Raw genomic sequence first — 24,644 nt, 5'->3', positions numbered from 1 at the left:
TCAGACGTCGATGGTGACGATTTTCTTGATGAAGAAGGCGCCCATCAGCAGAAAGACGAAGATCACGCTCATGGTGCCCCAACCGTAGATGGTGGTGAACAGCGGCGTCATGGCGCGCGGGTCCATGGCATAGAGCACGCTGGCCAGCAGCACTGGCAGCAGGCCCACCACGATGCCCTGCAGCTTGCCCTGCGAGGTCAGTGCCCGGATCTTGCCCTCCATCACCGCCTTGGCACGCAGTGTCGAAGCCAGGCGCTCGAGGATCTCCGACAGGTTGCCTCCGACCTCCTTGGCAATGGTCAATGCCGAGACAAAGAGGTCGATGTCCTCCTGCTTCAGGCGTTGCGAGAGGCCGCGAAGGGAGTCCTCCAGCGCCAGGCCCAGGCGCTGTTCACGCAGCAGTACCGAGAACTCCTGGGACAAGGGCGCGGGTGACTCCTTCACCACGAGGTCCAGCGCGATCTGCAGGCTGGCGCCCGCGCGCATGGCCCCGGCCATCATGGTCAGTCCATCGGGCAACTGCTCCACCAGCAGCGCCATGCGCCGCCTGCGCATGATCACCCAGCTCAGCCTCGGCAGGATGGCGCCGACCAGCGCCCCCAGGACCGCCAGCACTGGCGATCCCGTGAAGACCCACAGCAGCAGGGGCAGCAGAACAAACAAGGCGAGGTTCAGCTTGAACAGCGATCCCGGGTCGATGAAGACGAACATGTCCTCCAGCGACACCTTGGCCGTCTCGGTGAAGCGCTCCTGCCAGCCGAGCAGGGCGCTGCGCAGCAGCATCAGCAGCGCCGCAGTCGCGCAAAAAAGCATCAGGCCGATCAGGACCAGAGAGCCCGTCATGAGCGCGCTCCCCGCAGCTCAGGTGGGCACTCGTCGAAGATGTCCATGCGCAGCGGAATGCCGATCGCCGCCAGCTCCTCGTAGAACTCGGGAACGAAGCCCCGGCCGGTGAAGTAGCCTTGCGTCTTGCCGCGGGCATCGCGGCCGGTCTGAACGAAGGCGAAGATCTCCTGCAGCTGGATCTTCCCGCTCTCCACGCCCGTGACCTCAGTGATGCTGGTGACCTTGCGCGTGCCGCAGGCGAAGCGCGTCTGCTGCACGACGATCTGCACCGCCGAGGCGATCTGCTCGCGGATGGCTGTCACAGGCAGGTCCATGCCTGCCATCAGCACCATGACCTCCAGGCGCGCCAGCATGTCGCGCGGGCTGTTGGCGTGGGCGGTGGTCAGCGAGCCGTCGTGGCCGGTGTTCATGGCCTGCAGCATGTCCAGGGCCTCGCCGCCCCGGCATTCGCCGACCACGATGCGGTCCGGCCGCATCCGCAGCGAGTTCTTCACCAGGTCGCGGATGGCCACCAGGCCCTTGCCTTCGATATTGGCCGGGCGCGCCTCCAGTGACACCACATTGGCGTGATGCAGCTGCAGTTCGGCCGCGTCCTCGATGGTGACGATGCGGTCACCTTCGGGGATGAAGTTGGACATGATGTTCAGCAAGGTCGTCTTGCCTGAACCCGTGCCGCCGGAGATCAGCATGTTGCGGTGGTGCTCCACGCAGACCTTCAGGAACTCGATCATCTCCGGGCTGGCCGAGCCGAAGCGCAGCAGGTCGTCCGCATTGAGCTTGCGCTTGGAGAACTTCCGGATCGTGATGGACGGACCCTTGAGCGCCAGCGGCGGAATCACGGCATTCACCCGCGAACCGTCCTTCAGGCGGGCATCGACCATGGGCGAGCTTTCGTCGATGCGCCGGCCGATGGGGGCCACGATGCGCTCGATGATGCCTTGCACCGCGCGATCGCTGGTGAAGGCCACAGGCCAGCGCGTCAGCTGGCCGCCTTGCTCGACGAAGACTTCATCGGCCTTGTTCACCATGATTTCGGTGATGGTCGGGTCGGCCAGCAGGGGCTCCAGGGGGCCCAGCCCGATGGCCTCGTCGCGCACCTGTTCCAGCAGCTGGCGCCGGTCGATGGTGGCGGGCAGCTCCTTGCCCAGCTTCTCGATCTGCTCGGAGATGAGCCTCTCGGTGAGTTCCTGCAGCTCCGTATCGCTCATGCGATGGGTGTCGGTGCGGCGCAGGTCGAAGGCCTCCAGCAGGCGCTCGTGCAGCAGCCGGCGGTACTTGAAGCTGACGTCCGTTGACTCGCCCGTCTGTGGTGCCGGAGGGACTGCAGCGGGTGGCGCGATGGGTGCGGCGACCACCGCAGGCGCAGGCAAACCCGCCGAGGCCGGCGGCGACTCCGCAGGCGCCTGGGGCGCCCTGACGGGCGCGGCGCTGGGCGGTTCGGCAGGCTGTGCGCCCGCGCGGGCCCAGTGCGCACGCAGCGTGTGGCCGCCGATGCGCAAGGGGGAGCCGGCAGGCACGGGCATGGTGTCACCGACACGCTGCTCGCCCAGCCAGGTGCCGAAGCTGGAGTCCAGGTCCCGCACATACACCCGTTCATTGGACACGAAGAGTTCGGCATGCCTGCGGCTGACTTTCCAGCCGGAGAGCACGAGGTCGCAGTCGCCGTCCTTGCCAACGATGCAGCGCGTGCCCGTCATCTGCTGGGGCCCGTCACGGCCTTCGATCTGGATGTGCAGCATCAGCGACGCTCCTGACCCGGCTCGGGGGCGGTGAGGGAGGGCTCCGGCTTGAGCTTGTCCTTGACGCGTTCGTTCACCAGCTCGGCCATGCCGGCAGCCTTCTCGACGCCGGCACGGGTGAGGGCGGAGTCTGGCGTGATGATGCGCGGCGTGGCAATCACGATCAGCTCGGTCTGCTCCGTGGTGTGCTCGCGAGACTTGAACAGATTGCTGATGATGGGGATGCGGCCGAGGCCGGGCACGGCGTCGCTGCTGCGCTCGGTGCGCTGGCGCAGCAGACCTGAGATCACCAGCGGTTCGGCTTCCTTCATCGCCACCTGGGTGTCCGTCCGGTTGGTGGAGAAGGCGATGAAACCGGCGTTGGAATTGCGGGCGTCGGGCTCGCTCACCTCCACCATCAGGCCAGAGTCGATGTTGCCGTGGCCGTCTGCCTGGGGCTTGAACTCGATACGGACGCCGTACTGCTTGTAGATCACGCCCACGGCACCATTGCCCTGGGCCACGGGGATGGGGATCTCGCCGCCAGCCAGGAAGTTGGCTTCGCCGCCGCTGCGGCAGCTCAGGCGCGGCTCTGCGAGCGTCCAGGCCTCACCGCGTGTCTCGAGGAAGCGCAGCGCACTGGTGATCTGCGTGGCCATGCCGAGGTAGCTGTAGATCGGGTTGCTGGTGTTGACGGCGGGGAAGCCGTTCGTGGCGTCAGGGCGCCAGGGGGTGTTGCTGTAGATCAGCGCGTTGGTGGCGAACGTGGGGCCTGCGGCGGCGCTGGCCCACTTGATGCCCAGTTGGTCCAGGGCCCGCTTCTTCACCTCGATCACACGCAGGTCGATCTGCACCATGCGTTCGAGCTGCAGGGGATCGGCGTCCACCGGCCGGTCCGGCACCAGGTTGAGGATCTGCGGGAAGTTGGCCCCCAGGCGCTTGATGCGCTGCGCGACCAGGTTGTCCTGGTAGCGCCCCTCGATCACGACACGTTCCCCCACCACGCGTGCCGACAGGCCGGGCGTCTCCTTGAGCAGGCCCTGCAGCTCGTCCAGCACGCGGCTGGGGCGCGAGGCCAGTACCTCGATCTCGTAGCTCAGCTGGCGGCCGTTCTTCAGCCAGACATGCATGGTGGTGCGGCCTGCCTGCTCGGCGATGAGCACGATCTCGCGGTCGTCCACCACCGTGGCCTTGAGCAGGGCGCCGTTGCCGATGGCAATGCGCACCACGCCGGGCAGGGTGATGGTGGAGACATCGCCCACGGCAAGGGTGCGGGTAGGGCCGGCTTCGATGGCGACGGGGCCTGGGGCGGGCTTGGCGGTGCCGCGGGCCGGCTTGGCCGTCTCTATCACCGCCGACTGCACGGCCGCGGGATTGACCGTGCCGCGTCCGGCACCGGGGCCGGCGGCAGGCGCTTCGCCGGCAGGGTCGGCTTGGGCAGAGGCGCAGAGGGTCAGGCAGGCCAGCAGGACGAGCGGTCGTGCCAGGCCAAAAGTGGGATTCGAGGACATGGGAGAAATGGACTTGGATGCGGTGGACATGGCAGCGATCAGGGCTTGACGGGGGTGGGCGCCGGGGTGGGGGCTGCGCCACTCAGGGCCAGGCGGCTGAGCTGCGTCTGGATGTCTGCCGGGCCGCCGCTGCCGCCGACCAGGTACTCGATGCCCTGCCGCTCACCATTGGCGCGACGCACGCGGCCGGTCAGCAACACGGTGGGGTCCATGGCGCCGCTGGGGTTGGCTGCCTTGTCGTCCGGGTGGCGCAGCAGGGCGGTGAGCCGGCCAGCCTGCTTGGCGACGATGATGCGCTGGGCATCCTGGGGCGACAGTTCCATGGTGATGGTCGAGAAGCTGCGCTCCTTGCCGTTCTCGTCGCGACGGGTCTGGTTCTGGTCTGTGGCCAGGATCTCCAGGTTGGACAGCAAGGGTTGGGTCACGTCCACGGACTCGGCCCCCTTGGCGGTGTAGAGCAGGTCGATGCGGTCGCCGGGGCGCAGCATGCCGGAGACGGAGTTGACGGTATCCACCTCGAAGGTCAGGGCGCGCTTGCCCACGCCCAGAGTGGACGAGAACACCTTGTTTCCGTTGCCTTCGGTGTGAACGGGCAGGAGGACGTCGCCGCGCTTGAGGCCCACGATCAATCGCTGCGTTTCGTAGTTCTCGAAGTCGGCGGGCTTGACCGCGTCGGCATTGAGGTACTCGCTGGGCACCTTGCGGACGGCGAAGGAATCGGACACCACGGGCTCGCCACGCTGCACGTCGCGTCGAGCCACCACGACCGAGACCATGTCCTTGCCCGCATTGGCCTGCTCGTCCAGCTCCTTCATCCTTTGCTGCAGGGCGGCTCCGCCCAGGTAGGCCGCGCCGCCACCCAGGATGAGGGCCGCACCGAGGAGCAGCCAGTTGCTGTTGATTTTTTTCAGGGGGAAGGCCATGGTCAGGGCAAGGAAAGGAAATAGCTGAGGTTCTTGTAGAAGACGCGGACCGCTTCGGCCAGGAATTGCGCGGCCGTCTTGCCGTCGAACTCGATGACGAACAGGGCCATGACGAGCGCGCTGCCGGCGATGGCGTACTCCAGCGTGGCCTGGCCTCTTTGCCGGCGGGAACCAAACAGTGTGGACATGCTCATGTCGGCGAGTCGATGAAGTTGAGAGTGAGATGGCTGCTCATGGCGCCGTCGGCCTGCATCAGCACGATGTCGACCGCAAGGCCCTTGGCGTCATAGGCGGCGAGCCAGTGGCGTGCGCCGTCCTTGCGCTGAACCTGGTCGGTCACGACGGTCCAGCCCTTGGCGCGGGCATGGGCCAGCATGCGCTGACGCGTGATCTCGAACCCGTCGGGGCACTGGGCCGTCACCAGGCGGCTTCGGCGAGGGCCGTCGCGTGTCTCGGTGACCTGGTTGACCTGCGTGCGCAGTGCGGAAGGCATTTCCGCCGGCATGAAGTCGCGGCGGACGTCTCGCCACTGCGCCTGGCTCAGCAGCCCGCGACTGCCGCTGCCGTCCGCCTGGACTTGCAGGACAAGGTGCAGGCGCTCGGTATGAAGCGACAGGGTCTGCCACGCGCCTTGTCGGCCGGTCTGTACGCTGCCCAGGCGCTTCCATTGGCTCTCGTAGTGGGTCAGGACTTGCTGGACGGACAGTTCGGAGCGGAGCTGCTGGGCCTGCATGGGGACGCCATTGACCACGGCAGCGACCAGCGTCCACTGGGCTTGGGTGCGCGGCGGCAGGGGGCCGTCCTCCCAGGACGCGCCATGTGCCGCCAGGCACACGGCCAGCAGCAGGCCCGCCAGGGCGCGCGGGCGGGAGTGCGGATGACGCGGGTTCATCGGCACCTGTCCCGCTGGGTATCGCCTTCCAGTCGATGGGGGGCCACCACGTTGGCCTTGATGCAACCGAACTCCGGCTTGTGCGAGCTGCCTTCCAGCAGAGACACTACCAGGGAGACGGCGGTTCGGACCGCCGACGGGATGTAGCGCACCGGCACCAGCGGCGAGACCGTGGCCACCGTCTCGCCGGTGCCTCCGCTGCCCATCATGTCGCCGGCCGCTGCCGTCGCGGCTCCGATCTTCAGGTCTGCCGGCTTGTCCTCGGCCTGGTTCAGTCGGTTCAGCAAGGTGAGCTCGACCTGCGCGCGATGGCCCGGTGCGTAGTCTTTGCCCATGAACTCGGTGACCTTGTCCAGGCCGCTGTTCAGCCCCTTGCTGTTGAGGGCGTGAGTGGTCCATCCGACTGTGACCTTGGACGGATCCTTGAGCAGCGCCTGGCCGCCTAGATCACTCCAGAAGGCGGGCAACTGCTTCGCGTCCTTCGCACTGGCGACGGTGTCGTCAGACCGGATGGCCCCGTCGTTGAGGGCCTTGGGGGCCAGAAACATGCGCGCGCGCGTCTGATCTGCCAGCACGGCATCGGAGAGCCTGGCGGTGCTGGGCTCCAGGGCACGCTGGAACGCGGCATAGCGGCTGGCCTGGGTGGCGCGTTGCTGCATGTCGGCGTAGCGGCCCAGGTAGTTGATGGCCAGGAAGATGGGCACCATGGCGATCAGCGCGACCAGGAACTCGGTCGTTGACTGCCCTTGCTGGGCTCGTGCGATGTGGTGGTGGCGATGCCTCACTTGACGTCTCCCAGATTGACCCAGCGCGGCTGCGCGAGAAAGCTCTCCGCACCCGCCTTGCTGAAGCGCTCCGCGGCAATGCGTCCGCCCTTCTCGAAGGTGGTCAGTCGTGCGTCCACGATGGCGGCGACGGCGCCAACCGCCTTGGAGAGGCGGGTGCCGGCGCGCGTCGTGTCGTCCAGATGGTGAGCCAGCGGCACGCTGCGGCGCGAGCCCTGATAGCTGGTGAAGGGGTAGACGGGCATGTCTGCCCATTGGCAGCCGCCTTCCCCCTTGTCCTTGAGAGGCTCGCCGACCAGGAGGGCCATGGTGTGGCTGTCCCAGATGCAGGACTGCCCCATGCCGGCGTCGTGTCGCGGAGCCTTGGCCTGGGCCGCCGCCGTGGCCGGACGCACGGTGGCCATGGGCTTGCAGGCCGGCACTTCGCTGCGTTCTTCGGTCAGGGGGCTGGGGCGGCCGGGGCCGTCCGGCCCCAGCAGTCCGCTGTGCCCGTACATCCGCCAGCTGCAGGTCTTATCGATCTCTACGCGGTAGCGGCGCGCGATGCGCAGCTTGCAGCCCTGCGAGGCGTCGGGCATGACCTCGCTCATGGTCTCGTAGACCGCGGCCATCTGTCCGTCCAGCAGCCGTTCCTCTTCGCGCAGCTTGAAGGCTGCGAGGAGGTGTTCTGGCGGCAGGCCAGCGCGGCTGAGGGGCAGGCCGAGCTTCAGCTGGCAGGCTTCCAGGGCCACGGCGATGTTCTGCTGGTACGCCGCGGGGTCGGGGTGGCCGGTGGTGACGATGCGCAGACTGGGTGCGGTCTCTGCAGCCCAGCCTGTGCCTGCCGCCATCAGCAGCCAGGCCGCGTGGAGGAGACGGTATGCGCTCATTTCGTCTGGCCTCCGGGCGTGTAGACCACGTAGTCGGGGGTCAGGCCGACGGCCGCCAGCAGGGCCGTCTTCTGGCCAGGGCTGAGATCGCTCAGTCGAGCCTGCCAGTACGGGCTGTAGAGTGACCCATACTCTTTCGCGCCATCGTCGCGCCACAGGGGGCTCGCCGTGAAGTCATTCGCGAGGCCTCGCTGCGGGCGCTCGAACGCCACGCGAGCCTTGGCAAAGGCCGTGTTGCGCGAGGAGGCCTGGCGCTCCGGCGTTTCGGGCGAGCCCAGGGGGCCGCCGCTGCCTTTGTTGATGCGCATGGTGGTCGTCGTGAAGTCGTGGCTGCCGGGGCGGCCCACGGCCACCAGGAAGTCGAACCCCAGCGTTGCGCGGGCATCCTTGGTCTTGTCGGCAATGTCGAACTGCTCGGGAACGCCGCTCCAGTTGTCGTGCGTGCTGCCACTCGAGTAAGCCCACGACTGCGCGAGTCGCCTGGGCGCCCAGACGTTGCCTCGGCTGCCGCTGTCATCGGCATTGGCGCGCCCCCACCCGATCGGCAGGTACTTGCTCCTCCAGCCGAAGAGGCGCCGCCAGCGGTTTTCAAGCTCCAGCGTGTCCTGGGTCTCCCAGCGGTCGAAGCCCACCAGGCGCGTACCGCCTTCCTTGTGCAGGCCTATGGTGGTCACGGGGCTGGTGGGCAGGCGCCAGTTGACCAGCGAGGAGCCGGGGCGGCTGGTGGTGAAGGCGTCGCGGGAATCCAGGAGGATCTGCCGGGCGTCCGTACGCTCGTCGCGGGTGTACTGCTTGGTGAATCCGAGCCAGGCCTTCTCGTTCAAGGCGAAGGTGACACCGCGGATGCCGGCGTCGTCGATGACCTGCACGCCGTCGTCCTTGCGGCCGCCGAAGTCGCTCCGGTTGGCCGCGGCCATGTTCTTGGCGGCATTCTCGGCAACGAGGCCGCCGCCGAGCTGGAGTGCCCGGTGCGCGACGCTCATCGCCTTCTTGGCCGCCTCGAGCAGGGAGATCATGAGGGGCGTGACTTCCTTCTCCAGCACGTCATGCCCCTCGTCCGCGAAGCTGGCTGCCTCGTGGAGGCCGCGGGCCAGGCCGGCCAGCGGGGGGAAGAAGACACTGGCCACGTCCACCACATAGCCGATGTTGTCGGTCGTGCGGGCCACGTACTGAGTCCAGCTCTCCAGGCTCAGCATCTGCACCATGAACACCTCGTTGGCGATGACTGCCCGGTTGGTGTAGGCCATGAGATTGAGCAGGCGCGCCTGCGCGGTCGCGCCGGCCAGTGCTGCGGCGTCGGCCGCGTTGACGGTGCGCTCCTTGCCCACCACGGTTTGCGAGGTATTGAACAGCGCGAACATGACGGCCGCGCTGGCCGCCAGCATGCCCAGCATCCAGATCATGGCCTGGCCGCGCTGGGGCTTCGCCCCGGTCGGCCGGCGGTGTTCGGGCAAAGCGCTGCCCTGGCCACGCGTGGTGGCCATCTCGCAAACCATGGCTACTCCCTCGTTCTCGTTCAGGGGCGGGCTTGTGCCGCCACTGCTTTACTTCATCTTGACCAGCTCAACCCGGCGGTTCTTGCCGCGGCCTTCCTCGGTCCGGTTGTCAGCGATGGGGTACTCCTGCCCATGGCCGACAGCCTTGAGTCGCTTGGCATCGATGCCCTGGGCGACCACCGCCTTCATCACCGCCTCGGCGCGCGCCTGGGAGAGTCGCTTGTTGTCGGCGGCCTGGCCGACGTTGTCCGTGTGGCCCTCCACCGAGAGGCGCAGCGCCGGCTGGCTCTTGAGCAGCGCGGCAATCTCCTTCACGGTGGCTTCACCCTCCGGCTTGACCGTTGCCTTGGCGGTGTCGAACTCGATGTAGAGCGCGACGCTGCCGGTGGTGTCGAGTGACTGGCCCATCTGGGACGCGGTGATCGTCGCCGTGACTTCATGGCTTGCCTCTTCGACCACCAGCATCTCGAAATGGCGACCATAGTTGTGGCGGATGACGATCCAGTCCGCGCCCTGCTGGTTGGCTCGCGGGATGCGGAAGACATTGGGCCCGCCCCGGCTGCCTGCATCGATCTGGACCCCGCCGGCCTTCTTCGCGACAGCCGCATATTCCTTGTTGATGACCCGATCTTCCAGCTCGTCCTGGGGGCTGATGGCACGCACCTTGTAGATCGTGCTCTTGCCCTCCAGCTTCAGGTAGCCGAACTTGCCGGGTGCGATGGAACCGCAGAGCTTGGTGCTGCACTCGATGTACACCTCGTGCTGCGCGAAGTTCTTGACCTCGGGGGCGTCGTCAAAGCGGTAGCCCCGGATGGGACTGACGTCGAGGGCAAGCGCTGCGGGGCTTGCAGTCAGCGCAAGCGCGGCACAGGCAATGGCAAGGCGGAGATTCATGGTCAGTAGAAGGCTGAAGAGAGGTCCGAAGTGTAGGTCTCACGGCCCGGCATCGATGGGGCAACGGGCAGCGGGCGGCCGCATCGGCGGCCCCGCCGCCGCTGCCCATCGCGCCCCGGACATCAGTCCTTCTTCAGCTCGTTGTCCTTGGTGAAGTCGTTGAGGTTCTTGACGTTCTCGACCTTGTCCTTTTCCTTCTCGGTCTTCTTCTTCGCCTTTTCGTTCCAGGTCACGGCGTTGCCGTTGTCGCCCGCCAGGCCGGCTGCCATGGCGCCCGTCTGCTTCTTCACCACATCACCGAACAGGCTGTAGACGCCGATGGCCGCCACGGCGATCAGCGCCACGATGATGATGTATTCGGTCATGCCCTGACCGCGGATCTTGGACTTGTTCAGGGCGCGTTGTTGCATGTGCAGCATGAGTTCCTCACTTGGGTGTGTAAAGGGCGAGCCTCCTCCTGAGGCCCGGTCTGGACGCGAGACTCAGTGGCCGCCGCATCACAGGTCGGCACCATATTCGATCCCTGTTACGCCGCACCACCCCCTAAAGGCTGGTCGTTTGTAAGTCAAGGTAAGGCGTCTGTTGCATTGTTAAAAATGCACGGAATTCGTTGACGATGAAGGCGGCGGCGGCCAGACTCGCGCCGCTCGAATTCGTCGAGGCAGCACGCCCTGGCCCGTCGCAGGGCCCAATCCATGGGGCTTTCCGGCCATGCGGCCGTTCGCTGCGGTGCATTCAAAGACCTCCGTGCACGCGCTGCGGAGGTTTCAACAGATTTCAAGCGGAGGAGGCGCGAGATGCGCGTCAGGCATCGTCGTGGCGGGTCGCCAAGAGGCCTGGGCCTGGTGGAGTTCGTGATCGTGCTGCCCGTGGCCATCGTCTTCGTGTTGGGCATGGTGCAGGCCGGTTTCATCTACATGGCGAAGCTGCAGGTCAACCATGCAACCTTCCAGGCGGCACGCCTGGGGTCCCTGCACAACGCAGACGAGGGCGTCATGAAAACGGCCCTGCTGCGCTCCCTGAGCCCCTTCTATCAGAACAACTTCGAGACGAATGACAGCGTGCGCCTGGCCAAGGCGAAAGTGGGCACAGAACTTGACCAGGTCCTGCATCCCGTGAAGCTGGAGCGTTTGAATCCGTCGGCGCAGTCCTTCGATGACTTTGGGGTCAGGGATCCCAAGACCGGCAAGACCTATATCCCGAATGACAACCTGGAATGGCGGCTCGACAGCGTCCGACCCGGCTCTGGGCAGCGACTCCGCGACGCCAACATCCTGAAGATTCGGGTGGTGTATGGCTATGAGCTGAAGGTGCCCTTGATGGCCGGGGTGCTGAGCCGCGTGATGTGCAGCGGCAAGTCGGGGGTGGACGCCTTTGCCGATGTCGGCGTGCTCGAGTCCATGTATCTCAAGGCGTCAGATGAATGTATTCGTTACTACCTGCGGGGCCGCCTGCCCATTGAGAGCTTCGCCCTCGTGGAGATGCAGTCGCGTGCCGAGCGCTGAGTCCGTTGATTGAGAAATGAAGAGGGAGTCCTGATGAAATCGATGTGGTGTGTCGCCGCCTTGCTGGCGCTGGGCGGCTGTGGCGGTGGCGGCAATGAGTCTGGCCCCGCGGATTCGATCGAAGTGTCCATGAGCACCGTGGCCGTGACGAGGTCGGACGGTGGCTGCTACATCGGTGAGGGCCCGCAGGTGCATGTTTTTGGCGGTACGCCGCCCTACCGTGTTCGCAACCCCTTGCCAACAGGCCTGGCGCTCTCTCGATCGGTGGTCCCGGCCAGCGGCGACGCGTTCCAGATCAACTTCGTGGGTGGCGTCTGCATGACCGGCATGGTGGTGACCGTGGAAGACGATATGGGGCGACTGGCCCGAGTGACTGTCAACAATGGCAGCAACGGCGGCTGATGCCCGCGGGCTGCTGCGGGTCCTGATCGGGTTGGCCGCACTGGCCTGCGCGATGGCCTCGCAGGCGGGCGGTGTCATCCTGGAGCGAGCGGATACGACCCCCAGTGCGGCCTGCCGCCAGGGCGGCGTGGAGTGGCTGGGCGCCGGTGGCAAGGCCTGCCCGGTGGCTGTGCGTACCCACGGCGGCGAAGCCGGGGCGGCACCGGGCGCCGCGGCGCCCCGATCCGCAAACGCGGCGTCGTCCCGCAGCGCCGATGGCGAGCGGCGCCAGATCCTTCAGCAGGAGCTCAACCAGGAGCGCGCGCGTCTGGCCGCGCTGCAGCTGGCGGGCCGTGAGCCGGGTGCGCCTGAAGCCCTGCAGCGAGCGCGGCAGGATGTCATGGCGCTGGAGCGGGAGCTGGCGCGCCTGGCGCCTTGACCGTCCACCCGAGCCTTGCCGCCGGATGAATCCCCCCGACGATTCTTGGCGCGGCCCTCGATGGAGCCCATCAGTCTGGGCTTGTTGCGTCGCAGGGTGACGATCTTCTTCGCTACCGGAGGCGTGTCTCCGCCGTGGCTGTTGCCGCAGGCGGCGCAGACCGTGATCTCGTCCATGGCCTGGGCCTTGTCCGAGCTGCTGGCTTGTCCATCGGCGGGGGCACCTCCAGCGCCTGGCGCGGCCTCCAGCTCAGCAGGAGCGGCAGGGGCAGAAGGCGGGTGCTTAGCGCACGGCGCCATGGCCAGGAGCTTCACTGGAAAAGGCGCCGGATGGACGCCGACTCAAGATAGGGCCGGAAACACGGCCCGGCCTGTCGCTCGCGCCGAGGGAAATTGCAAGCAACGGTGACAGGCCTGAGTGTCCGCTTTCGCAAGAGATGGTATTCTGCAAATATATTTAACAAGGAGCGGGTGAGCCCATGAAGGCAATCGGTGTTGGTGGTCAGTCTCAGGCGCAGGCATTGGCGGGCCTGGCCTGCATGACCGAGGGCGTGCAGCCCATTGCGGCCGAGGAGTACCAGGCTCGCCTGCGCAAGCTGCGGGGTTTGATGCAGGAGGCAGGCGTGGCGGCGGTCTACCTGCATGCCGGCACCAACCTGCGCTATTTCAGCGGCCTGGTCTGGCCGCCCAGCGAGCGTCTTGTGGGAGCGCTGGTGCTGTCCGAAGGGCCGTTGCAATACCTGGCCCCCGCCTTTGAGGAGGGCACCCTGCGCGACTACTGCCTGTTGCCTGGCGAGATGCATCTCTGGCAGGAGCACGAGAGTCCCTGTGAGTTGCTGGCACGGGTGCTGCGCGAAATGGGTGTGGGCAGCGGCGAGCGGGTTGGCTTGTCAGAGGACTGCCCCTTCTTTGTGTCCGACGGCCTGCGCCAGGCGGCGCCGACGCTGGAGTGGGTCAACGCACGTCCGCTGACGGCGGCCTGCCGCATGCGCAAGTCAGCGGCCGAGCTGGCCCTGATGCAGCGAGCCCATGACATGACCCTGGTGGTGCAGCGCGCCGCGGCCAGCATCCTGCACGAGGGCATCTCCACCACCGAGGTGGCGGCCTTCATCGACGAGGCGCACCGCCGCGTCGGCGCCAATGGCTCCTACTTCAAGATCGTGCTCTTTGGCGTGGCCTCGTCCTTTCCGCATGGCGTGAAGGAGCCGCAGCAACTGCGTGAGGGCGATATGGTGTTGATTGACACCGGCTGTCTGGTCGAGGGCTATATGTCCGACATCACCCGCAGCTATGTGTTCGGCACGCCCACGGCGCGGCAGCGCGAGATCTGGAACCTGGAGCAGGCCGCGCAGGCCGCGGCCTTCGAGGCCGCGCAGTTGGGCCGCCCCTGCCAGGAGGTGGACCGCGCCGCGCGCCGCGTGCTGGAGGCCGCGGGCCTGGGCCCCGGCTACCGCCTGCCCGGCCTGCCGCACCGCACGGGGCACGGCTGCGGCTTGGACATCCACGAGTGGCCCTATATGGTCGAGGGCGAGCTGACGCCGCTGGACGTGGGCATGTGCTTCAGCAACGAGCCCATGATCGTCTGCCCCGGCGAATTCGGCGTGCGCCATGAGGACCACATGTACATGTCGGCCCAGGGCCCTCGCTGGTTCACGCCGCCGATGAAGTCCCTGGAGGATCCCTTCGACCTTGCCTGAGGTGGGCTCAGGCCGGCCGGTGAACGGCGGGCGCCTGGACGATGTCTGCGTCCCCCTCCAGCTGCCTCAGCATGGAGAAGCCGGCGACGGCCAGCGCCGTCAGCAAGGCCCAGAGCAGCAGGGATCGCCAGGCGGCAGGGCGGGCTTGGGCGACGATGGGAAGCGGGCGGTAAGGCATCGCGGAACTCCTGGGCGAAGAATGCGTCGGGACAGGACCGTCAGGCCATGGGCAGGGCGTGCTGCAGGCCCCACAGCAGCGCCGGGTAGGCCACGCCCCAAACCAGGGCAATGAGGGCCAGGGCCTTGAGGGCGGTGCTCAGGCGGTGTCCGCGATGGGGCGTGGTCTGCAGCTTCATGGTGCACTCCGCAAAAATGAGGGCTGATGTTGCGCAAAACGTGCAAGCCGCGTGCCAGGTTGACGGCCCGCCGCGGCGATCAGCCCCCGGCGCTGCGGTCCACGCGCAGGGCCAGCACGACCGAGGTGGTGGTCTTGATCACGCCCTCGATCTCGCCAATCTCGTCCAGCAGGGCGTCCAGGCGCATGGTGGTGTCAGCGCGCAGCAGGGCCATGTAGTCGAACTCGCCGCTGACCGAGGCCAGCTGGCGCAGCTCCGGCAGGCGCGTCAGGCGCTTGATCACCTCGCGCTGGGCCTTGGGCTGCACGCTGATGCCCACATAGGCCTGCACGCCGCGGTCCAAGGCCTCCGAGCCCAGCTTGACGGTGTAGCCCACCACCACGCCTTCTGACTCCAGCCGCGCCAGCCGTGCCACTACCGTTGTGCGCGCGATGCCCAGCTTGCGCGCGAGGTTGGCCGTGCTCTCCCGGGCATTGGCCTGCAGCAGGGTGATGAGCTCGCGGTCAAGCTGGTCGCGCGGGGCGGCAAAGGTGCTGGCGGCGGCGGTGGCGGGCGGCTGACGAGGGCTCATGCGCGTGACTCCTGGGAAACCCTTGATTCTTGCTTTTCGTCAATACAGATTGACGAATCGACGAAAGCATAGCCGTTAATGACGATCTCATGCTTTCTTTCGTCAATTGCTCTTCCTAGACTGCGGGCCATCGCACCTGATTCCTAGAGGAGACCTCCATGAAGATCGCACTGCTCGGCGCCGGCCATATCGGCGAAACCATCGCGCGCCTGCTGCGCAACTCCGGCCACTATGACGTGACCGTCTTCGACAAGAACGAGAAGGCGCTGGCCGCCCTGTCCGAAGAGGGCATCAAGGTGCAGGCCGTGCAGGAGATCGGCCCCGGTGCCGCCGCCATGGTGCGTGGCTTCGACGCCATCGTGAACGCGCTGCCCTACCACCTGGCCATCCCCGCCGCCCACATGGCGCTGGAAGCCGGCTGCCACTACTTCGACCTGACCGAGGACGTGGCCGCCACCAAGGAGATCATGCGCATCGCCGAAGGCTCGCGCACCGCCTTCATGCCCCAGTGCGGCCTGGCCCCCGGCTTCATCGGCATCGTGGCCCATCACCTGGCCAAGGGCTTTGACACCCTGCAGGACGTGAAGATGCGCGTCGGCGCGCTGCCCGCCTTCCCGACCAATGCGCTGAAGTACAACCTGACCTGGTCGGTGGACGGCCTGATCAACGAGTACTGCCACCCCTGCGAGTGCATCCACGACGGCAGCAAGATCGACGCCCTGCCGCTGGAAGGCCTGGAGCACTTCTCTCTGGACGGCACCGAGTACGAGGCCTTCAACACCTCGGGCGGCCTGGGCACCCTGTGCGAGACCCTGGCCGGCAAGGTCCAGAACCTCGACTACAAGACCGTGCGCTACCCCGGCCACCGCGACCTGATGCAGTTCCTGCTGGACGACCTCCAGCTGAAGAACGACCAGGAAAAGCTCAAGGACATCATGCGCAAGAGCATGCCCGCCACCATGCAGGACGTGGTGCTGGTCTTCGTGACCGTCTCGGGCATGAAGCAGGGCCGCCTGGTGCAGGAAGTCTTCGCTCGCAAGATCTTTGCCGAGCGTGACGGCGCCCGCCCGCTGTCCGCCATCCAGATCACGACCGCCGCCGGCATCTGCGCCGCCGTGGACCTGTTCCGTCAGGGCAAGCTGCCGCAGAAGGGCTTCGTGCCGCAGGAGGCCGTCGAGCTGCCGGCCTTCCTGGCCAACGAGTTCGGTAAGGCCTATCAGCAGTCGCGTCAGGTCGAGAGTATTGGTTGATGGGCTCCCCCCTACCGGCTTCGCCGGCCTTGCTGGCCGCGCCAGGCCAGAGGCCTGGTTCTTCGGCAGGCACAAACGGCATGCCGTTTGTGTCCGGCCTCAGCCCCTCAGGGGGCGCAGCCGCAGGCCCGGCAAAGCCGGATCCTCGGCTGCCGCGCGGCCCGGTTGGGGCATGCCCACAATGGCTGGCTGAACCTACCGAATTGACACAGAGCCCCGGCCACATTCGCGTGTCGCCGGGGTCTTGCATTGGAGAATGACGGAATGAACATCACCGATCTGCTGAACGCCTGTGGCGTTCCCGCCGCTGCCTACACGGGCGGCACCCTGTCTGTCCGTTCGCCCATCGATGGCGCCTTGCTGGGCGCCGTGCACGAGGCTTCCGCCGAGGACATGCGCGCCGCCGTCGAGCGCGCGCATGCGGCCTTCCTCGAGTGGCGCACCGTGCCCGCGCCCAAGCGCGGCGAGCTGGTGCGCTTCTTTGGCGAGGAACTGCGCACCCACAAGATCGATCTGGCCCGCCTGGTCTCGATCGAGGCCGGCAAGGTGGCCAGCGAAGGCGAGGGCGAAGTGCAGGAGATGATCGACATCTGCGACTTCGCCGTCGGCCTCTCGCGCCAGCTGCATGGCCTGACCATCGCCAGCGAACGCCCCGGCCACCGCATGATGGAGCAGTACATGCCACTGGGCGTGGTGGGCATCATCTCGGCCTTCAATTTCCCCGTGGCCGTGTGGGCCTGGAACTCGGCCCTGGCCCTGGTCTGCGGTGACACCTGCCTGTGGAAGCCCTCCGAGAAGACCCCGCTGACGGCCCTGGCCACGCAGGCCCTGTTCGAGAAGGCAGTCGCCCGCTACGTGGCGGCCGGCCACCCGGCTCCGGCCCATCTGTCGCAGTTGCTCAACGGCGCCGCCGCCGTCGGCGAGGCCATGGTCGACCACCCCAAGGTGGCCCTCGTGTCCGCCACTGGCTCGACCCGCATGGGCCGTGCCGTGGGTCCGCGCGTGGCCGCCCGCTTCGGGCGCTGCCTGCTGGAGCTGGGCGGCAACAACGCCATCATCGTGAGCCCCAGCGCCGATCTGGAACTGGCGGTGCGCGGCATCCTCTTCGGTGCCTACGGCACGGCCGGCCAGCGCTGCACCACCACCCGCCGCGTGATTGCCCATGAAAGCATCCATGACGAGCTGGTGGCCCGCCTGGACAAGGCACGATCCCAGCTGCGCATCGGCAACCCGCTGGAAGCCGGCACCCTGATCGGCCCGCTGATCGACAAGGCCAGCTTCGACGCCATGCAGGCGGCCCTGGCCGCGGCCCGCGAGCAGGGCGGCCAGATCAGCGGCGGCGAGCGCGCGCTGGCTGAGCAGCTTCCCAATGCCTGGTACGCCGTGCCGGCCCTGGTCCGCATGCCGGCCCAGACCGAGATCGTGCGCCACGAGACCTTCGCCCCCATCCTGTACACCCTGAAGTACAAGACCCTGGACGAAGCCATCGCCCTGCAGAACGACGTGCCGCAAGGCCTGTCCTCGGCCATCTTCACGAACGACATCCGTGAGGCCGAGCTGTTCGTGTCGGCCTCGGGCTCGGACTGCGGCATCGCCAACGTCAACATCGGCACCTCGGGTGCTGAGATCGGCGGCGCCTTCGGTGGTGAGAAGGAAACCGGCGGCGGCCGCGAGTCGGGCTCCGATGCCTGGAAGGCCTATATGCGCCGCACCACCAACACGGTGAACTACTCGCGCGAGCTGCCTCTCGCGCAAGGCGTACGGTTTGATGTCTGACCCCCTACCGGCTTCGTCGGCCTCCTGTCCGGGGGGCTGAGCCCGGGTTGGGTGGGTCCGGTCGACCTACCCAGCCCGGCGAGAAGTCGGACCTGCCGGTCCGACGCGGCCTGCAAGGCCATCCGTAGGACCGGCGAAGCCGGGTCCCCGGGCGCTGTTGGGGTCAGTGGGCTGCTGCGCCACCGTGTGAATTCCCTTGAGGCTGTCTCGGCCGTTTTGCGTACGGCCTGGGCGGAGCCTTGCCTGAATTGATTGTTTTGGAGTGCTGGAGATGATGGATACGGCCCTGTTTCGCCTGCTGGCGAGTGCGGTGGGGGAGAACGCCGCGCGGGAGACCTTCGCGCAACTGGAGGTCGCGCCGGCGCTGTTGAAGCCGGCGGGTGAGACGGTGTCGCGTGCCGAGATGGCGCAGGCCCTGAACATGGCCCTGTTCCGCGACGTGACCCTTCGTGTACCCGCGGCCGCCGCCTATGTGGCGGACCAGCAGCGGGCCGGCCAGAAGCTGGTGTTCGACCACGGCGCCCTGCGCACGGTGGCCTGGCCCTGCGGCGCGCTGCCGCCCGGCGAGGCGGCCATCACCCGCGTGCTGCGCCCCCTGGGCTTTGAGCTGGCCTCCCCCTATCCGCTGCCCAAGCTGAAGATGACGGGCCGCGCCTGGTGTCATGCCGACCATCCCGAAGACATCGCCCAGTTCTTCGTCTCTGAGCTGCATCCCGAGCTCTTCTCCAAGGGCTTCCAGGCCGCGGTGACCCGCGTGCTCTCGACCTCGCGCGACCCGCTGCAACCGTCCGACATGGCCCTGCTGGAGCAGTTGGCACGCGACCGCTGCCTGCCCTGGCCCGCGGCGCTGCAGTTGCTGCCGGCCATGATCCGCTGCTTTGACCGTCAGCACGGCCTCTTTCCGCTGGAGGACTACCAGGCTCTGCTGTTGGAGTCCGCCGAGATGGCCTGGATCGCCACCGAGGGCAATGCCTTCAACCATGCCACGGATCGGGTGCCTGACCTCAACGCCCTGGCCGCCACGCAGAAGGCGCTGGGCCGGCCCATCAAGGATCGCATCGAGGTCTCGGCCTCGGGCCGCGTGCTGCAGACGGCCTTCCGCGCCGCCCAGGTGCGCCGCGAGTTCCTCAGCGAAGGCCGTGTGGTGGGCATGGAGGTGCCAGGCTCCTTCTATGAATTCATCCAGCGCGGTCGTGATGGGGGCCAACTGGACCTGCGCTTCGATGCAGCCAATGCCACCGGCATCTTCAAGATGACGGCCGGCGCCGCTCACGATGAGGCGCTGGCGTGCTGAGCGCCGACTTCCTGAGCGCCGCCGCGGCGATCTGCGGTGGGGGTCAGGTCTTGCCTGGCTCGGACATTGAGCCGCGCTATCTCGAGCCTGCGCGTTATGCGCCGGGCCGGGCCGCTGGGCTGCTGCGGCCCGGCAGCGAGCAGGAGGCCGCCAGGCTGCTGCCACTGTGCGCAGCCCACGGCCTGCGCGTGGTCCCGCAAGGCGCCCACACGGGCCTCGTGCGGGCTGGCACGCCGGACGACGCGCAGCACGAGGTGCTGCTATCGACCGAGCGCCTGCGCGAGGTGTTCGAGTTCGATGCCTGGGACCGTACCTTGCGTGTCTCGGCCGGCTTTCGCCTGTCGGAGATCAACGAGCGGCTGGCTAGGCATGGACTCATGCTGCCCATCGACCTCAGCGCCGATCCCAGCGTGGGCGGCATGGTCTCGCACAACACGGGCGGCACGCGCATGCTGCGCTACGGCGACGTGCGCGCCAACATCCTGGCCTTGCGCGTGGCGCTGGCAGACGGTCAGATCGTGCAGCTGGGCCAGGGCCTGCAGAAGGACAACGCCCAACTGGCCCTGCACCAGCTCTTCATCGGAGCCTCCGGGGCGCTGGGCTTGGTGCTGGACGCGACCTTCCGCTTGGCTGCCGTGCCGCGCCAGCAGGCGGTCGCGATGATCGCGCCACGCAGCCTGGACGATGTGTTCCCGCTTTACCAGCGGGTAATGGCGCGCTATCCGGGCCTGGTCTCGGCCTTCGAGGCGATCTCGCGCGAGGCCTTCTCGGCAGCCCTGGCCGGCCCGGACCAGGCCCAGCGCTGGTTCGGCGGGCAGTTGCCTGACTACGCACTGCTGCTGGAGCTGTCCAGCGAGCTGGACGCCGAAACGCTGGATCTCCAGGCCCTGCTGCAGCAACTGCTGGAGGACGAGTTTGGCGAGGCCGTGGTCGATGCCGTGCTGGGCGCAGACGCTGACTGCTGGCATCTGCGCCACCACATCAGCGACGGGCTGCGGCGCCAGGGCAAGGTCATTGGCTTTGACTTGTCCTTCCCGCGGCGACAGTTCATGGCCTTCCGCGAGGCCGGCAAGTCCTGGCTCGCCACGCATTTCCCGGCGGCCCGCCTGGCTGACTTCGGGCATCTGGGTGACGGCGGCCTGCACTTCAACCTGGTCTGGCCCCGCGAGCTGCCGCTGGACGAGGCTGGGCTGCGGGATGGAATCTACGGGCTGGTGCGTGCACACGGCGGCAGCATCAGCGCCGAGCACGGCGTGGGGCCGCAGTTGCAGCAGGCTTATTGGCGGCATACCGACGCGGCCGTGCAGCGCATCGGCGGGCAACTGCAGTCCGCGTTGGACCCGCAGGGTCTGCTCGCACACACGCGCTGGGGGCAGGCGCAAGGCGCGCAAGAGGCCTGAGGCCGCCGCCCGACCGGAGGTGCCCCGCTGATTTCAAAAAAATTCGGAAATTTGCTGGTAATCCAGAAAACCGGTGCTATAGTAGCGGTCTTCGCTGCTTAGACAGCAATGAAGCAAAGCCCAGGTGGCGGAATTGGTAGACGCACTAGTTTCAGGTACTAGCGGGTAACTCCGTGGAGGTTCGAGTCCTCTCCTGGGCACCAAACAAAAAGGCCAGCACGCAAGTGCTGGCCTTTGCGTTTTCATGGGTCCTATTTGTGTCGACCTTTGTTGTCGGCGCCCCTTGCTTGTCGGCATCGCCATTTCCAGGCGATCCTGCCCCCGCGGCCCGAGTCGATGGCAGTCTTGCCCGCATGGCCACGCGGCGGCGCGGGCCTCGCTCTGGTCATCTGGCTCAACCGGGGTCAAGTCGTGCTTCGCCGTTGCTGGCGAAGCACGGCCTCCAGGGCCTCGGCTGGCATGGGTCGAGCGAAGAAGAACCCTTGACCCATGTCGCAGCCAATGCTGGCCAGCAGATCACGCTGGTGGGCGGTTTCCACGCCCTCGGCCACCACGCTCATGCCCAGCTCATGGGCCATGGTGATGATGGCCTTGCAAAGGGCCAGGGCCTTGCTCCCGGGTTCGAGCTCGTGCACGAAGGCGCGGTCGATCTTGATGCAGTCGATCTCGTAATGCTGCAGATAGGACAGTGAAGAGTAGCCCGTGCCGAAGTCGTCCAGCGCGACGCTGAGGCCAGCGCGCCGCAGCGCCATCAGCTGCTGGCTGGCGCTGTCGCCGCCTTCCAGCAGCAGGCCCTCGGTGATTTCCAGTGACACGGCGTCGCCAGGCAGGCCGGCTTCGACGATCTGGCGCAGCCAGCGTGTGTGCATGCCGGCCTCGCTGTGGAACTGGACCGGCGACTTGTTGACGCTGACCTGGAAGTGCTCGTCAATCTCGGCCCGCCAGTGCTGCACGTCCCGCACAGCCTGCCGGAACACCCACTCGCCGATCTCCAGGATCAGCCCGCTGCTCTCGGCAATCGGGATGAACTCGGCCGGCGAGACCGGGCCGCGCTCGACGTGATGCCATCGCACCAGCGCCTCCGCCTTGCAGACATGGCCTCGTCGAAGGTCCACGATGGGCTGATAGACCACCTGCAGGCTTTCCGCGGCCAGCGCGTCGCGCAGGTCGTTGCCCAGTCGCATGCGGTTCTGGGCGGCGCGCTGCAGCGCCGGGGTGAAGTAGGCATAGCGGTTGCGCCCCGCATCCTTGGCCACGTACAGCGCCTGGTCTGCATGCTTGAACAGCGCCTCGATGTGATCACCATCGTCCGGAAACAGGCTGATGCCCACGCTGGCCGAGACAAAGGCGCGCTCGCCTTCGAGCCGAAAAGGGCTGGCCACGCGCTCGATCAGCAACTGCACGATGGCCTCGATCTCGCCATGGCCTCCGACCGGGCTCAGCAGCACGGTGAACTCGTCGCCGCCCATGCGCGCCACCACGTCGGCCGGCCTCAGGCTGTCGCGGATGCGTTGCGCCGCCTGTTGCAGCAGCAGGTCACCCTTGCCATGGCCCAGGGTGTCGTTGACCTCCTTGAAGTGATCGAGGTCAATGAAGAGCACCGCCAGCTGCGTCCGGTGCTCGCGGGCCCGGCGTATCTCTCGCTCCAGGCGGTCACGCAGCATGCGGCGATTGGGCAAGCCTGTGAGTGCGTCGAAGTTGGCCTGCTGCCAGATCAGCACCTCGGCTTCCTTGCGCGCCGTGATGTCCGTGTGCGTGCCCACCATGCGCAGCGGCCGCCCCAGCTCGTCGCGGGCAATGACCATGCCGCGGCTCAGCACCCATTTCCAGCTACCGTCCTTGCACCGCACGCGGTGCTCGTTGACATAGGCCGGCGTGCGGCCATCGAAATGCTCCTGGCGGTCCCGTTCCATGCCGGGCACGTCGTCGGGATGGGTCAGCCTGTCAAAGGCGTCGGGCCGCTCGGCGATCTCCTCGGGGTCGTAGCCGTACATCTGCAGATAGCGCGGCGAGAAAGTCTCGATGTCTTCGTCGATGCGCCAGTCCCACACGCCGTCCCCGGTGCTCTCCAGGGCCAGCTTCCAGACGGCGTCCGTTTCACGGAGCAGCGTCTCGCTGCGCTTGCGGGCGTCGATGTCGACGAAGGAACCCATCCAGCCCTGCAGGCTGCCATCGGCGTCCAGCAGGGGACGGGCCAGGCACAGGTGCCAGCGCAACTCGCCTTGCGCATTGCGCAGGCGCAGGTCGACACTGATCGCCTGCCTTGTCGGCCAGGCCTGGGCCAGGGTGGCCAGTTCCTCCGCGGGCATGAAGCTGCGCCAGCCCTGGGCCACCAACTCGCGCTCTGGCAGGCCCACATAGGCCAGCAAGGGCGCGCTGCAGGCACTGAGCTGGCCTTGCGCATGTGCCAGCCACACCAGTTCCGGCAGTTGGTCCAGCCATTGCCGGGCGAGCGCTGGCAGCTTGACGCTCGCGGCCCCTGCCGGCGTCGGCGTTGCGTGGCTTGATGACTCGCGCGGGCTTTGCAAGTGAGTCCCTCCTCAACAGCGCGGGGCGTCAGGCCCCCGCCTCATGTGTGGCCTGCCAACTGTAAGTGCTTGCTCCGCGTCCGCGCAGCGCCTGCTTTGCGTGGAGTTCGGCTGCGCCTTGCTGGCAGTGCCATTGGTGGGTCGCGCAGAAGCGCCGCGCGGCCTTTTCGGGCCATGATGCCCGAAGCTGTGCGCCTTGCTGCATTTCTTTACGACGGGGCGCTCAAGGGCTTGAGCTTTGTCAAGCCATTCGCGGCCTGCTTGTTTCGACAATGGTCATATCAACCTTCGAACGGAAGTGCACGCACATGCGCTGGAGTTGGAAATTCTTGCTGCCCCTGGGCGCCCTGGCCCTGCTGGCACTGGCCTGGGGCTGGCGTCACTGGGATGGTCCGGCGGTGCGGTGGCAGCAGATGCAGCCGCGTGATCTGGTGCGAACGGTGGTTGCCAGTGCTCGGGTGCAGGCGCCTCATCGCGTGGAGCTGGGCGCGCAGCTGACGGGCACGGTACGGCAGGTGCTGGTGGAGGAAGGGCAGGCGGTGGAGGCCGGGCAGTTGCTGCTGAGCCTCGAATCGAGCGAGGCCCTGGCCAACTGGCAGGCAGCCGAGCTGGCCGTCCAGCAGGCCGAGGCCAGGTTGAGGCTGCTGCAGGAGGTGCAGGCGCCGGCGGCCCGTGAGTCCGAACGCCAGGCGCAGGCCAATCTGGCCCAGATCCGGGCCCAGCATGCGCGTCAGGCAGATCTGTTCCGCCAGGGCTTCATCGGGCAGGCCGCCCTGGACGAAGCCAGCCGTGCACTTCAGGTGGCCGAAGCCCAGGCCCGCGCGGCCATGCTGCAGCGGCAGTCCGGCGACCCCCAGGGCGCGGACCTGGCCCTGGTCCGCAGCACCTTGGCACAGGCCCGGGCCAGCGCCTTGGCGGCCAAGGCTCGGCTGGACTACATGAGCCTCAAGGCGCCGGTGGCTGGCGTCATCGTCAATCGCAGTGTGGAGCCCGGCCAGGTCGTGCAGGCCGGCAAGGTGCTGCTGCTGCTGGCACCGGGCGGTGCCAGCGAGCTGGTGGCCCAGATCGACGAGCGCAATCTGGGCCTGTTGAAGGTCGGTCAGGCGGCGCAGGCTTCGGCGGACGCCTATGCAGAGCAGCGTTTCGAGGCGCGCGTCAGCGAGATCAGCCCGGGCGTGGATGCACAGCGAGGCTCGGTGGAGATCAAGCTGGCCGTGCCCAAGCCGCCGGCCTATCTGCGCCAGGACATGACGGTCTCCGTGGAAATCGAAGTCGCCCGTCGCAGCCTGGCGCTGAGCCTGCCGCTGGAGGCCGTGCTGCAGGCCGATTCAAGCCAACCCTGGGTCTGGGTCCTGGACACCGACGACCGGCTGCAGCGCCGCGAGCTGCGTCTGGGCCTGCGGGCCGGGGGCCTGGTGGAGGTGCAGCAAGGGCTGAAGGCGGGCGAGCGCGTGCTGCTGGCGCCGGATCAGCGCTGGCAGCCCGGTCAGCATCTCCGCGGCGCGGGGGCCTAG

24 protein-coding genes and 1 tRNA gene are annotated in these 24,644 nt (G+C 67.3%); 10 read left to right on the top strand and 15 right to left on the bottom strand.

Annotated features, from left to right (window positions below):
- The 11 genes from ACS5PK_RS17850 to ACS5PK_RS17800 all read right to left on the bottom strand — a co-directional run bounded on the left by ACS5PK_RS17850 (position 1) and on the right by ACS5PK_RS17800 (position 10,353).
- On the bottom strand, positions 1 to 843 hold the full coding sequence (locus ACS5PK_RS17850; RefSeq protein WP_439441607.1) for a type II secretion system F family protein: 843 nt from the start codon (positions 841 to 843) through the stop codon (positions 1 to 3).
- Positions 840 to 2,585 carry an ATPase, T2SS/T4P/T4SS family gene (locus ACS5PK_RS17845; RefSeq protein WP_439441606.1) on the bottom strand — a complete coding sequence of 582 codons (1,746 nt, stop codon included), beginning with the start codon at positions 2,583 to 2,585 and terminating at the stop codon, positions 840 to 842. The genes ACS5PK_RS17850 and ACS5PK_RS17845 overlap by 4 nt, the downstream gene beginning before the upstream one ends.
- The gene (locus ACS5PK_RS17840) at positions 2,585 to 4,105 is read right to left on the bottom strand and encodes a type II and III secretion system protein family protein (protein ID WP_439441605.1); all 1,521 of its coding nucleotides are present in this window, start codon (positions 4,103 to 4,105) and stop codon (positions 2,585 to 2,587) included. The genes ACS5PK_RS17845 and ACS5PK_RS17840 overlap by 1 nt, the downstream gene beginning before the upstream one ends.
- An 8-nt stretch (positions 4,106 to 4,113) precedes the next feature.
- The gene (gene cpaB / locus ACS5PK_RS17835; RefSeq protein WP_439441604.1) at positions 4,114 to 4,998 is read right to left on the bottom strand and encodes a Flp pilus assembly protein CpaB; all 885 of its coding nucleotides are present in this window, start codon (positions 4,996 to 4,998) and stop codon (positions 4,114 to 4,116) included.
- A 2-nt stretch (positions 4,999 to 5,000) separates the two neighbouring features.
- Positions 5,001 to 5,192 (bottom strand): hypothetical protein, encoded by a 192-nt coding sequence (locus ACS5PK_RS17830; protein ID WP_439441603.1) that lies wholly within the window; start codon positions 5,190 to 5,192, stop codon positions 5,001 to 5,003.
- The gene (locus ACS5PK_RS17825) at positions 5,189 to 5,890 is read right to left on the bottom strand and encodes a hypothetical protein (protein WP_439441602.1); all 702 of its coding nucleotides are present in this window, start codon (positions 5,888 to 5,890) and stop codon (positions 5,189 to 5,191) included. The genes ACS5PK_RS17830 and ACS5PK_RS17825 overlap by 4 nt, the downstream gene beginning before the upstream one ends.
- A complete protein-coding gene (locus ACS5PK_RS17820; RefSeq protein ID WP_439441601.1) occupies positions 5,887 to 6,675 on the bottom strand; it encodes a TadE/TadG family type IV pilus assembly protein in 789 nt (262 codons plus the stop codon). The genes ACS5PK_RS17825 and ACS5PK_RS17820 overlap by 4 nt, the downstream gene beginning before the upstream one ends.
- A complete protein-coding gene (locus ACS5PK_RS17815; protein ID WP_439441600.1) occupies positions 6,672 to 7,544 on the bottom strand; it encodes a hypothetical protein in 873 nt (290 codons plus the stop codon). The genes ACS5PK_RS17820 and ACS5PK_RS17815 overlap by 4 nt, the downstream gene beginning before the upstream one ends.
- Positions 7,541 to 9,028 carry a pilus assembly protein TadG-related protein gene (locus ACS5PK_RS17810; protein ID WP_439441599.1) on the bottom strand — a complete coding sequence of 496 codons (1,488 nt, stop codon included), beginning with the start codon at positions 9,026 to 9,028 and terminating at the stop codon, positions 7,541 to 7,543. Before ACS5PK_RS17810 ends, ACS5PK_RS17815 begins: the two co-directional genes overlap by 4 nt.
- Positions 9,029 to 9,088: 60 nt before the next feature.
- On the bottom strand, positions 9,089 to 9,934 hold the full coding sequence (locus ACS5PK_RS17805; RefSeq protein ID WP_439441598.1) for an OmpA family protein: 846 nt from the start codon (positions 9,932 to 9,934) through the stop codon (positions 9,089 to 9,091).
- 122 nt (positions 9,935 to 10,056) lie between these two features.
- Complete coding sequence (locus tag ACS5PK_RS17800) at positions 10,057 to 10,353, bottom strand: Flp family type IVb pilin (RefSeq protein ID WP_439441597.1); 297 nt, start codon at positions 10,351 to 10,353, stop codon at positions 10,057 to 10,059.
- A gap of 378 nt (positions 10,354 to 10,731) precedes the next feature.
- On the opposite strand from ACS5PK_RS17800, the gene ACS5PK_RS17795 reads away from it, so the two are divergent.
- From ACS5PK_RS17795 to ACS5PK_RS17780, 4 genes are all read left to right on the top strand, one after another.
- Positions 10,732 to 11,439 carry a TadE family protein gene (locus ACS5PK_RS17795; protein WP_439441596.1) on the top strand — a complete coding sequence of 236 codons (708 nt, stop codon included), beginning with the start codon at positions 10,732 to 10,734 and terminating at the stop codon, positions 11,437 to 11,439.
- Between the two features lie 33 nt (positions 11,440 to 11,472).
- The gene (locus ACS5PK_RS17790) at positions 11,473 to 11,841 is read left to right on the top strand and encodes a hypothetical protein (protein ID WP_439441595.1); all 369 of its coding nucleotides are present in this window, start codon (positions 11,473 to 11,475) and stop codon (positions 11,839 to 11,841) included.
- Positions 11,822 to 12,259 carry a hypothetical protein gene (locus tag ACS5PK_RS17785; RefSeq protein ID WP_439441594.1) on the top strand — a complete coding sequence of 146 codons (438 nt, stop codon included), beginning with the start codon at positions 11,822 to 11,824 and terminating at the stop codon, positions 12,257 to 12,259. Before ACS5PK_RS17790 ends, ACS5PK_RS17785 begins: the two co-directional genes overlap by 20 nt.
- Positions 12,260 to 12,737: 478 nt before the next feature.
- Positions 12,738 to 13,955: a M24 family metallopeptidase gene (locus ACS5PK_RS17780; protein WP_439441593.1), complete on the top strand. Its 1,218-nt coding sequence runs from the start codon at positions 12,738 to 12,740 to the stop codon at positions 13,953 to 13,955.
- A 7-nt stretch (positions 13,956 to 13,962) separates the two neighbouring features.
- Here ACS5PK_RS17780 and ACS5PK_RS17775 read toward each other — a convergent pair whose 3' ends face one another.
- The 3 genes from ACS5PK_RS17775 to ACS5PK_RS17765 all read right to left on the bottom strand — a co-directional run bounded on the left by ACS5PK_RS17775 (position 13,963) and on the right by ACS5PK_RS17765 (position 14,882).
- The gene (locus ACS5PK_RS17775; RefSeq protein ID WP_439441592.1) at positions 13,963 to 14,133 is read right to left on the bottom strand and encodes a hypothetical protein; all 171 of its coding nucleotides are present in this window, start codon (positions 14,131 to 14,133) and stop codon (positions 13,963 to 13,965) included.
- Between the two features lie 40 nt (positions 14,134 to 14,173).
- Positions 14,174 to 14,311 (bottom strand): hypothetical protein, encoded by a 138-nt coding sequence (locus ACS5PK_RS17770; protein ID WP_439441591.1) that lies wholly within the window; start codon positions 14,309 to 14,311, stop codon positions 14,174 to 14,176.
- 79 nt (positions 14,312 to 14,390) lie between these two features.
- Positions 14,391 to 14,882 (bottom strand): Lrp/AsnC family transcriptional regulator, encoded by a 492-nt coding sequence (locus tag ACS5PK_RS17765; protein ID WP_439441590.1) that lies wholly within the window; start codon positions 14,880 to 14,882, stop codon positions 14,391 to 14,393.
- 158 nt (positions 14,883 to 15,040) lie between these two features.
- Between ACS5PK_RS17765 and ACS5PK_RS17760 the strand changes: the two genes are divergently transcribed.
- From ACS5PK_RS17760 to ACS5PK_RS17740, 5 genes are all read left to right on the top strand, one after another.
- Entirely contained in the window at positions 15,041 to 16,132 is a 1,092-nt protein-coding gene (locus tag ACS5PK_RS17760; RefSeq protein WP_439441589.1) for a saccharopine dehydrogenase C-terminal domain-containing protein, read from the top strand.
- A gap of 264 nt (positions 16,133 to 16,396) precedes the next feature.
- Positions 16,397 to 17,908 carry an L-piperidine-6-carboxylate dehydrogenase gene (gene amaB / locus ACS5PK_RS17755; RefSeq protein WP_439441588.1) on the top strand — a complete coding sequence of 504 codons (1,512 nt, stop codon included), beginning with the start codon at positions 16,397 to 16,399 and terminating at the stop codon, positions 17,906 to 17,908.
- Between the two features lie 274 nt (positions 17,909 to 18,182).
- Positions 18,183 to 19,202, top strand: coding sequence for a DUF1338 domain-containing protein (locus ACS5PK_RS17750; RefSeq protein WP_439441670.1), 1,020 nt, complete (start codon positions 18,183 to 18,185; stop codon positions 19,200 to 19,202).
- Positions 19,196 to 20,602 (top strand): FAD-binding oxidoreductase, encoded by a 1,407-nt coding sequence (locus ACS5PK_RS17745; RefSeq protein ID WP_439441587.1) that lies wholly within the window; start codon positions 19,196 to 19,198, stop codon positions 20,600 to 20,602. Before ACS5PK_RS17750 ends, ACS5PK_RS17745 begins: the two co-directional genes overlap by 7 nt.
- A gap of 118 nt (positions 20,603 to 20,720) precedes the next feature.
- A tRNA-Leu gene (locus ACS5PK_RS17740) sits at positions 20,721 to 20,805 on the top strand.
- A 201-nt stretch (positions 20,806 to 21,006) separates the two neighbouring features.
- On the opposite strand, the gene ACS5PK_RS17735 is transcribed toward ACS5PK_RS17740, so the two are convergent.
- Positions 21,007 to 23,130 carry a putative bifunctional diguanylate cyclase/phosphodiesterase gene (locus tag ACS5PK_RS17735; protein ID WP_439441586.1) on the bottom strand — a complete coding sequence of 708 codons (2,124 nt, stop codon included), beginning with the start codon at positions 23,128 to 23,130 and terminating at the stop codon, positions 21,007 to 21,009.
- Between the two features lie 329 nt (positions 23,131 to 23,459).
- Here ACS5PK_RS17735 and ACS5PK_RS17730 point away from each other — a divergent pair, with 329 nt between their 5' ends.
- Complete coding sequence (locus ACS5PK_RS17730; RefSeq protein ID WP_439441585.1) at positions 23,460 to 24,644, top strand: efflux RND transporter periplasmic adaptor subunit; 1,185 nt, start codon at positions 23,460 to 23,462, stop codon at positions 24,642 to 24,644.

The sequence above is a fragment of the Roseateles sp. DB2 genome (assembly GCF_051857535.1).
GTDB lineage: Bacteria > Pseudomonadota > Gammaproteobacteria > Burkholderiales > Burkholderiaceae_C > Roseateles_B.
This window is presented reverse-complemented; position numbering and strand designations above follow the sequence as displayed.